The sequence below is a fragment of the Methanocorpusculum sp. genome, assembly GCF_030655665.1.
GTDB lineage: Archaea > Halobacteriota > Methanomicrobia > Methanomicrobiales > Methanocorpusculaceae > Methanocorpusculum.
On sequence record NZ_JAUSPQ010000001.1, the window covers coordinates 1 to 12,462 of the forward strand.

Genomic DNA, 12,462 nt, shown 5'->3' on the forward strand with positions numbered 1-12,462 from the left:
CTGGCGATCAGGGCGTTTATACGCATGGAATGGATCAGGGTCATGAAGAATATGTCGTTCTTTGAGCAAAAGATGAGTACGGGCAGAAGGGCAGTCTATATGAAAATGAACGAGTTAGACAAGGAACTGCGATTCTTCTAAGTTTTATGGGGAAAGAACACCGCGTAAGTCCTATTTTAATCAAACCAAATTAACAGGGGATTCATTTGACAAACCACAAATGAAACCACTCCTGCAAGCCACAGTATTGAATATCTCCCGCACACAAATACTATTCAGTATTTATCGGAGACTCTTATGACAGATACAAATGAGAAAACAGGGAAAGGCACTGTTGTCCTCGCCTTTTCCGGAGGTCTTGACACCTCAATTTGTGTTCCTATTTTGAAGAACATGTACGGATACGACCGTGTGATCACGGTCGCGGCAGATGTTGGTCAGCCCGAAAGCGAAGTCAAGATGGCGACCGACAAAGGAAATCTCATCGCTGACAAGCATTACACCGTTAATCTTAAGGATGCATTTGTCAAAAACCATGTCTTCCCGGCAATCAAGGCAAACGCGCTTTACGAAGGATATCCGATGGGAACATCCCTCGCCCGTCCGATCATCGCCGAAGAGATCGTAAAGATCGCAAAAAAGGAGAATGCGGCTGCAATCGGACACGGATGCACGGGAAAAGGAAACGATCAGCTCAGATTCGATTACATCTTCCGCATGCATGGATTTGACATCGTTGCTCCAATGCGTGAACACAATATGACCCGTGAATGGGAAATCGATTACGCAGAACAGAACAATATCCCGATCCCGGTAAAAAAGTCCACACCATGGAGTGTTGATGAAAACATCTGGTCCCGCAGCATCGAAGGCGGCCGCCTTGAAGAACCTGATTACCACCCGCCTGAGGAGATTTATCACTGGACAGTAGCGTTGAAAGATGCGCCAAACGAACCGGAGGTCATCACCATCGGATTTGAAAACGGTGTGCCGACATCACTGAACGGCAAAAAGATGAACGGCGTCGAGCTGATCGTTAGCCTCAACAAGCTTGCCGGAAAACACAGTGTCGGCAGAAACGATATGGTCGAGGACCGTGTTCTCGGTTTGAAAGCCAGAGAGAACTACGAACACCCGGCAGCCACCGTTCTGATCACAGCACACAAAGATCTCGAGAAACTGACCCTCTCCAGAGCAGAACTGAAGTTCAAGAACATGGTTGATGATCAGTGGGCAGAGCTCGCTTACATGGGACTTATCCATGAACCGCTCTATCATGACCTGAATGCATTCATCGACAAGACCCAGGAACGGGTTACCGGAACCGTAGATATCCAGCTCTATAAAGGCGGTCTTCACATCTTGGGCAGAACCTCACCGAATGCGATCTACTCTATGGATATGGTCTCCTTCGATTCAACAACCATCGATCAGCGTGATGCGATAGGCTACTCAAAATATTTCGGTATCCAGGGCAGAATGCTCTGGCAGCTCCAGAATAAGTAACATACAATGAATAAAGACGACGTCTGCGTGCTGATCCCAACGCTCAATGAAAAAACAACGATCGGCCCACTCATTGAGGAACTGCAAAGTCTCGGCTACAGAAATATCCTGATCGTCGACGGTCACTCTTCAGATGGAACACCTGAAATTGCATCCAAGCTTGGTGCCAGGGTTATGACCCAAAACGGCAAAGGAAAAGGTGCTGCGATGATCGAAGCTTTCAGGCAGATCACCGAGCCCTATATTCTGATGATGGACGGGGACGGGACTAACCCCCCCGAATACGCCGATCAGATGCTCGAACCGCTCATGTCAGGACGGGCAGACCATGTAATTGGTGATCGCCTCGGCAGTTCTGAACAAGGAGCACTCACCCGTTTGAACCATCTTGGAAACACAGTAATGAACAAGTTTTTCAAATGGGCACACGGGGTCTATATGACCGATATTCTTTCGGGATATCGGGCATTCACCAGAGAATCAATTGAAAAGATGAATCTCTCCGAGGCAGGATTTGAAATTGAAACTGAGATCAGCTCAGCAGTAGTTCATCATAATCTCAGATTTGAAGTCGTCCCAACGTATTACAAGAAGCGCCCCGGATCACCCACGAAACTGAATCCATTCCGTGACGGATACAAAATCATCAGGGCCATAAACAGATACGGGAAGATGAACAATCCATTGTTCCATTTCAGCGTTCTTGGAATACTCCTGGGTCTCGCGGGTTTTATCACCGGCATCTATGTTCTTATCGATTGGTTTAAGGGAATCGAACATCTGCCGATGACCATTCTGACAATGCTCTTGATTGTAACAGGTATTTTGACATTTATGATCGGACTTATCAGTGACATGATCCTCGCCTACCACCGAGAACAGATCATGGAAATGGAACAGATTCGGGCTGATCTTAAAGAGCTGAAAAAAAAGTAAAATAAAAAAAATAGTACTTTTTAGCTGGTTGTTAAGTAACCAACCATTTTGATATCTATTGTGTCGGTACCATACTGCAGAGTCAGGCTGTCATCAGTTTTCGCAGTAACAACACATACACGATATGCTTTTGCTGCTTCGCCATCTTCGTTGGTATATTCTACCGTAATAAATACCCTATCATCAACTTTCATATCATCAAATACCAGACCAGAAGTCTCAGCTTCTTCCTTAGTTAACTGATACGCTAGATTAGACCCGGACCCGGCAACAGTCTTACTTTCCCCAGGTATAAGACCAATAACTCCGGATGATATCTGATTAAACTCTGTTGCATAGATTACAAATGGGTAATCATATCCTTCAATGGATACGTAAAGAGATTGATTCACTTCTGATCCTGCATTAAATCCCATAGCATTCTCGAATACTGCGGAACCACCAATATTCATGGTGTAATTAACATAAACGGGATTTCCTGCAACAACTGCACCTGTACCAGTTGTACCGTCACCGTTGATGAGATTACCAAAAGCATTCGGCAAACCACTAAAGGATACTATGCACATGAACACTATCAGGACACAAAAGCCGATAACGCCGACCTGCGTCCAGTTTATTTTCTTCTTCGGACCTTTATCCTCAGATTTGGACTTCGTCTGTACTGCCATTTAGCTATAATATGAAGATGTAATATCATAAACATCTTCTCTTCCGATACGTATTTTTGCTTTGAAAAACTATATATATTATTGTGACTTACTATTAGTAAATAACATTGGATGATGAAATAACAGAAGGTACATACTATGTCAATCAGATCTTACCCATTCAGCTTTGGAACAATAGGTTCCGAACTCGACACATTTTTCTCCGAAATGGAGGAGCGTGCCGAAAGCTTTGCATCGCATTCCGACAGCATCAAGACGATGGCAAAAAATGCCATCCCGAGAATCACCGGTGATTTCTACGTAGATCTTTGTGAAACACCATCAGAAATCATCATTACCTGCGACCTCCCCGGTATCGAAAAAGAGGATGTCTCGGTAAAACTTCTGAATGAAACCACTCTTCAGATCAAAACGAAATATGATCGTGACGTTTCAAACACTGACGCCTCCGGCATCTATCATTTACGTGAACGCAGATCCGGAGCAGGAGAGAGAATTATTCGTCTGCCCGTCGAAGTCATCGCAGAAGGTGCAAAAGCCTCGTTCAAAAACGGAATCATGGAAATCACCCTCCCTAAATCTGTAAAAGATCCAGGTGTACCGATCGAAATCGAGTGACACCAGAAACTGCAGGGTCATTACCCCACCCCACAAAATCCTTTTTTTTAACAAGATTGATGTTCTAGGCTCACGAATAGTAGGTTTAAGCGATGGAAAAAAAACAGATCCGCGACTACATGACGCATGATGTTATAAGCATTGATGCGTCCGGAACGGTAGGAGATGTGATCCACCTGATCCATACCACAGATCATGATGGTTTTCCTGTCCTCAGAGCTGGAAAAGTTGTAGGGTATATCTCTGCACGGGACATCATCGGTGAACATCCCTCAACGAAAGTTGAACTGCGGATGACACGCCACCCGATCACTGCACGGCCCGAGGTTACGATCACCGAGGTGGCGCGGCGGATCTTCAGAACAGGTATCCAGAAACTCCCCGTGGTCGGACCCGACAACGAACTTCTGGGCATCATCTCCAATATGGATGTGATAAGATCGCAGATCGAGCGGGTAACACCAGAGAAAGTATTCAATTTTATGCGGGCACTTCATGCCCTGTATGGAGTAGAAACACACCTCAAGCGTGAGCTGGTCCCCGTCAAAGATATTCAGCCGACACAAAGTTCCGTTCATCAGGACGAACTGGAGGGAAGAACATATGAACTCCAGAAACATCTCGCAGAGCCAGTCATCGTGGTGAAATCCGGAGGACGAACCATTCTTGTGGATGGTCATCATCGGGCGGTCGCGGCTGAAAAACTTGGATTAAAAGAGCTGGATGCTTATGTTGTGTATCTGGATGCCGACATCGAACTAGGACTCGAAAAAACCGCACACTCCATGAAAATATTCCGGATAAAAGACATCAAAATCGATGATAATCCTGAAAGATCTCTTGTGCGGCCCACGCACCCGAAACTGATCCCGACAGAAAAGAAATTCGTCAGAGAGTATATGACAACGAATGTGATCAGTCTTGACGCGGGAAAAACGGTCAAGGATGTCATCGGGCTTATTCGAACAACAACACATGACGGATTTCCGGTATTAAGCAATGGAAAAGTTGTCGGCCTCATCGCCGCAAGGGACATCATCGATGCAAAAGCGACGGACAGTATCGCACCCCTGATGCAGCCGGTGATCCTCAAAACCCAGCCTAACGAAGGTATGACCGATGTCGCACGCAAGATGTTCAGGTTCTGTGTCCAGAAGCTCCCAGTAGTTGATAAGGACGGGAGATTCGTCGGCATCATAACGAATGCAGATGTGATCAGATCCCAAATCGAGCGGGTGACACCGGAGAAAGTGTTCGATTACATGACTACCCTGAAAACCCTGTACGGATTGACCCCTCTGCTGTCACGTGGAATGGTCCCGGTCAAGAGTCTTATTCCGACCCAGTCCAAAGTGTATATGGATGAACTGGACGGCAGAGCATATGAGATCAAAAAAGGTCTTGCCGAGCCACTGATCGTCGTTCACCGCGGAGATAAATACATCCTGATCGACGGGCATCACCGGGCAGTCGCGGCCAACAGGATGCGCGTTCCGGAACTGGAGGCCTATCTTATCGACATCGACTCGGACACAGAACTCGGTATCGAAAAGACCTCACGGAACATGCGTCTGTGGTCACTTGATGATGTGCAGATCATGGACGAGTCACGCTGTGCATTTCTCGCATAAGATAAACACCGGCGAATATTTTGTCAGAGAGTGAACGAGCCGTATTGGCCGCCGCCACCCGGAATCAGCGTGACGCGGCCTTCACGCATCGACAATACCGCCTCGGCAACCTGGGGTGATACCTCGGCAAGATCGGCATACGGCACCTCGAGCAAAATGACGATCTCATTATCGAATGCCTCGATGAATGCAGAATAAAGTGCCCGTGCTTTTTTGGTGTTTGGCGAGGAAACTCCCAAAACGCGCGCGATAACATCACCCAGTGGAATTATCTTCAGATAAGGCGGACGATCCGTCGGCGGAATCGTGGAAAGCTGTTCAGCCCGTTCCTTCACACCGAGTTTAATCCTGCCTTTGTCATGGGGACATTTCCAGTGAAAATGTTCCGCTTCGGCAAGGGAGAACTGAGTATAACACCGCGTGCAGGCAGTACGGTTGTACTTTCCTTCCTCTGGGAAAAATCCGGCATTCAGCACGACCGAACCTTTTTTTATCGCTTCAAGAACAGCACTTATCGACGGAGACGAAAGATCCATCCGCGTGAACTCGCGTCCAAGTTTTTCCGGCGCGGCACTGTGAGCATCCGAGTTCGACAAAAAAGGAACGCCGACAAACTCTTCGATACCGGCACCATATGACGAGTCAGCTGAGAGACCCAGTTCGCAGAACTCGATAGACTCTTCGCCATAACAGTCGGACGGACGATCGAATGCGGCAAAGAGAGAAGTCCACGGGGTGAACGCATGGGCAGGGCCAATCAGCCCGCCGAGTTCATGTACCTCACGGGCGATCTCTTCTCCTGACATATGCAGATGAGGACGGCCTGCCGTCGTCAGATGACTACATGCAGAGGTAAAACGCTGCTGAAGTTCAGCAAACTGGTCAAAGGTTTCCATCAGGATCAGATGATGAACACGGGAGGAATCCTCTACTTCAGTTTGGGGAACGACCGTGATGCCCAGGTCATTCTCTACAAACGGCCCCCACATCTCACGCCAGCGGGGATGAAGAGCATCACCGCTTCCAACAACATGGATACCTTTTGTCCGGCAGCCGGCAAGGATTTTTTGGGGAACCATTTCCGGCGACGTCGCCATAGAAAAACAGGAGTGAAGATGCATATCCACGTTTCGCTGCATAGATATTATCCTATGTAACTCAGATCGTCTGCATTGTTTCGCTGGATCGTGGAGGCAATAGCGGAAACCTCGGTCATCATCTGACCGGCAAGCTCAGTGAGATCGGTCCGGTCTGCTTTGATTCCAGTAAGGTTCTCCAAGACATCCAAAACGGCAGTCGAGCTGACAGGATCCACCAGATATCCGGATGTTTCGCCAAGCAGAGCAATCCCCTCCATACCAACCAGACGGCCAAGGGTAATCAGAAGACCGGCAGCGCCGATGATCCCGCCGACCGGTTCGTCTTTGTTCAAAACAGCGCCGGCAGAAAGAACCTCTTCCTTCAAAGATGAGGAGGAAAGCGCGGCAAGAATCCGCGGTTGTTCCACCAGACGGCCAACACCGTATCCACCAAGAGTATATATCCGTTTCACGCCCAGAAGCTCAAAGACACGAATATATGCATCACCCAGCTTATAATGTCCCTCAGGCGTTGTACTCTGACAATCTCCTGCGAGAAGGAGGACAGACGGAGTGGTCTCTGAACCGGGCGCAAAAAATAGCTCATTTCTTGGCATGCGAAGGACCGCATCATCTGAGAGATACATCTGCGGAGGGAACAGGGTTGAAGTGATCTCAGCAACTTTCACGGCTGAAAGAACATGAACAAGATGATCGACAACCAGTTTTCCAACATGTCCGACTCCGGGAAGTCCAACGATCACGACCGGAGATGAATGGGACGAGACATCCTCAACATACCATCTGACATTTACCTGTTCCATGCTTTTACCTTCCTTCGATACTCACCATAAGGATCCTCGGGAGAATACTTAGCTGGATGGACAGATACCGTTGGACATCCGCATTTCTGACAGGTGACAAAAAGAGTGTAGGTGTTACATTCAGGGCATGTACGAATATGACCCGTCATAGAAAACACCAGATATTACTTTTGTTTCCGGATGAGTTTGCCGGAACCTTCTGCACGTTCCATTACACCGATCGCTGCTTCGGATGCTTTGATCAGTGCTTTTTCTGCAGTTTTATAATCCGGGGCAACAACTTTTACCCGGTAGTGCGGTGCGCCGAGATAGAGCAATTCGATCTCGGCACCATCTACTTTCGGTTCAGCACTCCGGAGTGCACGGCGGATAATGTTTACACCGTCGGGTTTGGTGGAGGTCAGCTCCAAGACCGCACTGACGGTGACCTTGGGGACCTTGACATTTTCGGAAGCGACCTTTGCGAGAGCAAGGGTCCCCTCAGGGGGCAGGGAGAATTTGGCGAGTGTTGCGTCACCATATAAAGCGATGGCCTCGAATGCAGCATAAAGCGATCCAAACTCGGCATACATCGCCTCTTCGAACGTCTTGACGTCGACGTTCGACTCGGTTGAGGCAAACCCTATCCACTTGTGTGCCTTCTGCTCATTCTTCCAGTCCTGGATCTTCTCCCGGCGCTGGTGTTCATTGACATCTTTGAGAGAAAGATCGATGTGACCACGGTGTTCATCTACATGAAGGACTTTACAGACAACCTTCTGTCCTTCACGGATGTAATCCCGGATGTGTTTGATCCAGCCACGGGCAATCTCTGCGATAGGGATTAACCCCTGACGTCCTTCATATTCATCCAGGTTTACAAATGCCGCGAAGTCCTTGACTTCTGCAACGCTGCAGACGACAAGTTCTCCATCTATTGGCCAATCTCTTTCACTCATTAGATAATTTTCCAGATTTATTCAAATGTTGCTACGATATCTGCTTTGATTACAGCCTTGCCGCCGGTCGGCTCTGCAAGGACACGTCCGCAGACGGTACATTCAACAACGGAGGTCGCTTTCTCGAATACGAGCTGTTCGTTTTCACAGTCCGGACATTTTACCTTCAGGAACTTGCTCCGGGTTTCTCGGGATGCTTTTACCATATTACTCACTCCGTAAGTTCGAATTTGCCTGCACGGAAACCTTTTCTTAAGTGGGCTTTACCGCATTCTTTGCACCGGTAACGCATGTTGATCTTCTTGGTCGGTTTGTCTCCTCCCGGAACTTTGCCGAATTTACCACGGTTACCAACTTTGCTGCGGCGTGCTTTCTGACGGTCAATCCAGTGGAGACCGGTCGTCTTGCCTTTCTTTACCCTCTCAACCTCGTGCTCGGTGTGTTTCCGGCAGTATGGGCAGTAGGTGTTAAATTTTACTGGTTTCTTCATGAATATTTACCCCTTTAAAACGGGAATACCAAATACCATACTTATTTGCGAAGCCTGATACTTAAGGCTTTGTTGTCTTTACACAGAACATCTGCCATCTGGGGTGGCAGCGATACGACATCTCCTGGCGAAAGAGCGTAAATTCGTCCGCTATAATCCTGAAATTCTGGAAGATTTTCATATACCGCTATCACACGGTATGACTCGGGAGCAGGGGCATCGGCGGACGTAACGTTCACTTCATCTGCGCACAACTCATCCGGAGTTTCGTTCACAGGTTTCGACTGGACCGGAGCTTGTTCGGTCGAAACCTCTGCTGGAACGAAATGGTATGCAGTGGTCTCTAATGTTGGTTTCCCATCTAAAAGAGTCTTTCTGCAGGAGACCGCGGATTCGTAGACAACATCAAACAACATGCGCTCGCCCGGAACCATCATCCTGACTTCATCACGGTTGATTTCTTCGCCGTTTGCCCGAGCCAGGGCAAGTGCGAGGATTTTCCGGGTCCTGACCGAATACAGGTCACGGATATATTCGCGCAGGCTTTCGCGCTCCTTCAACAGACTCTGCGCACCTTCCCCAAATGGGTCGTCGTGCGCGGCGGCCTGTTTATACAGCGCAAGGATGTCCACATGAATTTCCTCATATATCGTCGGCGGGATCTCTGCAAGAGAACCTGTGTTCCGCTCATCGATCAGGTATCCATGCAGGTCGGAAATGCTGATTCTGCCCATCTATACACCTCCGGACAGCTCAGCGATCCCCCGGCAGCAGAGGAAAACTCCCAGTGCCTCAGGAACGGTGTTACGACCAGTGGTCAGTGTGTAGGTGCTACCAAGGATCGGCATGGACATGTTGAATGCACAATCAATGGAGATACTGCGTTCACCAAACACCACCGCATCAATGAGCGGATCGAACGCATCCAGCTGATCAATGGGAATCGGAACCACGCGCATACCTGAGCCGCCGTGGAGGGAGCCGGGATGACGGATCAGACGCTTCACATCGGTCGTCACAGGCTCGTCAGCCTGGGCTGCGCGGGAGAGGACACCCGACTGAAAGGGTTCATTTTCTGAATTAGCGATCGCCCGGATCACTTTGTTTGCAAGAAGCACTTCCGATTTTTCCTGAAGCGTCTTCTGGGTAGTTTTGATATTTTTCAAAAACCCAGTCATATCCTTCGTTGAAATGCCAGATAACCCAGACAGGTAAGAAAATGCATCCTCCTGAGGCAGAGCCGCGATACGGGAGAGTTCATCCGCCAGCGCGTCGTGATACCTGACCTGCCAGCCCGACTTCTTTGATGATACCATCATACTGTCAAAAGAGAGTCCAGTCCCGGAAACATAATTCACCAGCTCACGCCGCTCGGCGGTATCCCAGCCCCGAACGGAAAGAAGCGGGAGATGGACATGATACCCGCGCCCGCCGGAAAAGTTGATACGCAGATCACGTTTTGCGAACCCAAGCTCGTCTGTGAGCATATCGATGAGTTTGAACAACTCCTCTTTGACCCGTGCAAGCATAACGTCATACGGACCACGGACGATATGATCAGCATCCAGATCGAAGATTACGTCGGCTCCGAGCCAGTCTTTATCTGCCATCTGGGCAGCCCCGGGGTGAGTATAATACGCAGTTGAGTAATACACATGGGCGGGAACCATATTTTTCATATAGGAATTGAGTTCCTCAGATGACGTAAAAGAAATGTGACGCCGCATCCCGGACCGCTGATTTTCTGTAAAGAAAAGAAATCCCCATTCCCGTTCGGTCAGGGACTCGGGCGTATACACCGCGCCCGCTCCCTGAATGGTTCCGTTGTAGTAGGCGGAAAATCGTTGCCTCAGAAACTCGAGCGTGGCAGGTTTCATAGATTCTTAATCATATATGGACCTAAACGCTGATATCCCTGTCTATGATAGTAAGGTCTGACCCCGACACCACTCATCACAGCCACAGAGGTATACCCAGCCTCACGTGCAGTCTCTTCGGCACGTAACAGAAGCTGCTGACCATATGACCTGTGCTGACGTTTTGCTCCCGAGCCGTGTTCGCCGAGCGGGACGATTTCGCCATACACATGAAGCTCCCGAACCAGAGCGGCTCCCTCGAGTTCCGGTCTGAACACCGTTCCGGGGAACCGAAGACGAATAAAACCGACCAGTGACTCGCCGGCGACCGTCGAAAGGAAATGTTCTGTCCCCCCACAGCAGGGATATATCAGTGTTTTCTCTTCATCACAGGCGTTGCTTGGCCGGCGGCCGATCTCCCGACATCGAATACACCGGCAGCTCCCCCCCTGCTCTTTCAGCCTGGCAGCCGCCATCTGACGAATATGCCCATGAATCGATCCGGAAACGATAAGTTTTGCCGGGATATCCCGCTGGATCCGCTGGAGTCGGACATACTCGGGAAGCCTGCTTTTTGCATAGGCAAGAAGATCGACAAGCTCGTCCTCATCATACGTGATATACTCCCCCTTTTGCCAGAGTTCTTCAAGTTCTGCGCCGGGCGTGACCAATGTGGGGTAGATCTTCAGGAAATCCGGACAAAATCTGGGATCGGTGAAGAGCTGATCGAACATCTCCCGGTCACGCGGAATAGTGCTTCCATACAGATTCGGCATTACATGGAAGCCCACTTTGATGCCGGCATCACGAAGGAGAGTGTTTGCACGAACACTATCCGAAACTGTGTGTCCGCGTTTGTTTAACAACAGGAGCTCATCATCGGTGTGCTGAAACCCAAGCTCGACCTTGGTCACACCTAGTTCGAGCATCTTATTGATATGCTCCTCACGACACCAGTCCGGGCGGGTCTCAAAGGTCGTCGCGATACAGCGGACATCGGATTTTTCGTTTTCGAGCATCAGCTCATTCACGGATCCGGCAGTGGATTTTTTTCCGGAGAACTCGTTCATGGCCCGAAGACACTCGGAAACGAACCACTCCTGATACTGCTGATCACGGGCAGTCATCGTCCCGCCCATGACGATCAGTTCAGCTTTGTCAACGTGATGCCCAAGACGTTTGAACTGTCCTAAGCGGGCGTTCACCTGACGATACGGGTCATACTCGTTCTGACGTGCACGCAGAGCCGCCGGCTCCTCTCCGGTATAACTCTGAGGAGAGTTGAAAATATGATCAGGTCCGCCAGGACAGGGCAGACATTTACCGTGCGGACATGCACACGGAGATGTCATCACTGCGACCGGAGCGACACCAGAGAGTGTCCGTGTCGGTTTTATCATCAGAACACGGCGAAGGGCTTCATACTCCTCAGGTTTCGCAGCGGCGAGAATCGAGGAATTCTTCGGCATCACGTCAAGAGCATATCTGCGGCAGACCGAGAGTTTGATATGCTGGATATCCGGATTTGGATCGGAAAAAATGAGTGAGATGATCTCACGATAAATGGCGTGCTCTTCCATTAGTGATAAGATCAGTGTTCTGCAACAATAGTCTGGCTTGGTTCCTGGACAAACGGAGTCTGGGTTGCCTGGGCGGAGTTCATCTCGGAAACGATCTCATTTCCTAGAGTGAGAAGAGCAACGCGATGCAGATTCTTATTTTTATGAATATGGATCGGCGAGATCTGCAATGCATCGTATTCAGCAGTGTGAACGCTTTTTCCGGAGACGGATTCATAATACTTCTTGACCTGAACCATCAGCATGTGTAAATGGAGTAACTCTTCTTTCTGCATTATTTTGTAACACCTCTTATCAAAAAATCTTCCTTATTCTTGTCTATCATATCGACAC

Annotated in this window: 15 protein-coding genes; 4 read left to right on the forward strand and 11 right to left on the reverse strand. The window is 49.0% G+C overall.

The window, feature by feature from the left end; genetic code table 11:
• Positions 1–297 precede the first annotated feature (297 nt).
• Positions 298–1,506 (forward strand): argininosuccinate synthase, encoded by a 1,209-nt coding sequence (locus Q7J08_RS00005; protein ID WP_304909647.1) that lies wholly within the window; start codon positions 298–300, stop codon positions 1,504–1,506.
• Between the two features lie 6 nt (positions 1,507–1,512).
• Positions 1,513–2,442, forward strand: a complete 930-nt coding sequence (gene aglJ, locus Q7J08_RS00010) for an S-layer glycoprotein N-glycosyltransferase AglJ (RefSeq protein ID WP_304909648.1) — start codon at positions 1,513–1,515, stop codon at positions 2,440–2,442.
• Between the two features lie 20 nt (positions 2,443–2,462).
• Here aglJ and Q7J08_RS00015 read toward each other — a convergent pair whose 3' ends face one another.
• A complete protein-coding gene (locus tag Q7J08_RS00015) occupies positions 2,463–3,113 on the reverse strand; it encodes a hypothetical protein (RefSeq protein WP_304909649.1) in 651 nt (216 codons plus the stop codon).
• 138 nt (positions 3,114–3,251) lie between these two features.
• On the opposite strand from Q7J08_RS00015, the gene Q7J08_RS00020 reads away from it, so the two are divergent.
• The gene (locus Q7J08_RS00020; RefSeq protein WP_304909650.1) at positions 3,252–3,731 is read left to right on the forward strand and encodes an Hsp20/alpha crystallin family protein; all 480 of its coding nucleotides are present in this window, start codon (positions 3,252–3,254) and stop codon (positions 3,729–3,731) included.
• 92 nt (positions 3,732–3,823) lie between these two features.
• Positions 3,824–5,362 carry a CBS domain-containing protein gene (locus Q7J08_RS09450; RefSeq protein ID WP_370651223.1) on the forward strand — a complete coding sequence of 513 codons (1,539 nt, stop codon included), beginning with the start codon at positions 3,824–3,826 and terminating at the stop codon, positions 5,360–5,362.
• Positions 5,363–5,385: 23 nt separating this feature from the next.
• Here Q7J08_RS09450 and Q7J08_RS00035 read toward each other — a convergent pair whose 3' ends face one another.
• From Q7J08_RS00035 to Q7J08_RS00080, 10 genes are read right to left on the reverse strand one after another with little or no spacing between them, the layout of a single operon-like run.
• On the reverse strand, positions 5,386–6,501 hold the full coding sequence (locus tag Q7J08_RS00035; protein ID WP_304909651.1) for an endonuclease Q family protein: 1,116 nt from the start codon (positions 6,499–6,501) through the stop codon (positions 5,386–5,388).
• 5 nt (positions 6,502–6,506) lie between these two features.
• Entirely contained in the window at positions 6,507–7,265 is a 759-nt protein-coding gene (locus Q7J08_RS00040; protein ID WP_304909652.1) for a proteasome assembly chaperone family protein, read from the reverse strand.
• Entirely contained in the window at positions 7,253–7,414 is a 162-nt protein-coding gene (locus Q7J08_RS00045; RefSeq protein WP_304909653.1) for an RNA-protein complex protein Nop10, read from the reverse strand. Before Q7J08_RS00045 ends, Q7J08_RS00040 begins: the two co-directional genes overlap by 13 nt.
• A 15-nt stretch (positions 7,415–7,429) precedes the next feature.
• On the reverse strand, positions 7,430–8,203 hold the full coding sequence (locus tag Q7J08_RS00050) for a translation initiation factor IF-2 subunit alpha (RefSeq protein WP_304909654.1): 774 nt from the start codon (positions 8,201–8,203) through the stop codon (positions 7,430–7,432).
• A gap of 17 nt (positions 8,204–8,220) precedes the next feature.
• Positions 8,221–8,409 carry a 30S ribosomal protein S27e gene (locus Q7J08_RS00055; RefSeq protein WP_304909655.1) on the reverse strand — a complete coding sequence of 63 codons (189 nt, stop codon included), beginning with the start codon at positions 8,407–8,409 and terminating at the stop codon, positions 8,221–8,223.
• Positions 8,410–8,414: 5 nt separating this feature from the next.
• On the reverse strand, positions 8,415–8,693 hold the full coding sequence (locus tag Q7J08_RS00060) for a 50S ribosomal protein L44e (protein WP_304909656.1): 279 nt from the start codon (positions 8,691–8,693) through the stop codon (positions 8,415–8,417).
• Positions 8,694–8,734: 41 nt separating this feature from the next.
• Positions 8,735–9,427, reverse strand: a complete 693-nt coding sequence (locus tag Q7J08_RS00065) for a hypothetical protein (protein WP_304909657.1) — start codon at positions 9,425–9,427, stop codon at positions 8,735–8,737.
• A complete protein-coding gene (locus tag Q7J08_RS00070; RefSeq protein ID WP_304909658.1) occupies positions 9,428–10,570 on the reverse strand; it encodes a DNA primase small subunit PriS in 1,143 nt (380 codons plus the stop codon).
• The gene (locus tag Q7J08_RS00075; RefSeq protein WP_304909659.1) at positions 10,567–12,129 is read right to left on the reverse strand and encodes a tRNA uridine(34) 5-carboxymethylaminomethyl modification radical SAM/GNAT enzyme Elp3; all 1,563 of its coding nucleotides are present in this window, start codon (positions 12,127–12,129) and stop codon (positions 10,567–10,569) included. Before Q7J08_RS00075 ends, Q7J08_RS00070 begins: the two co-directional genes overlap by 4 nt.
• A gap of 11 nt (positions 12,130–12,140) precedes the next feature.
• Positions 12,141–12,404, reverse strand: a complete 264-nt coding sequence (locus Q7J08_RS00080; protein WP_304909660.1) for a UPF0058 family protein — start codon at positions 12,402–12,404, stop codon at positions 12,141–12,143.
• Positions 12,405–12,462 lie beyond the last annotated feature (58 nt).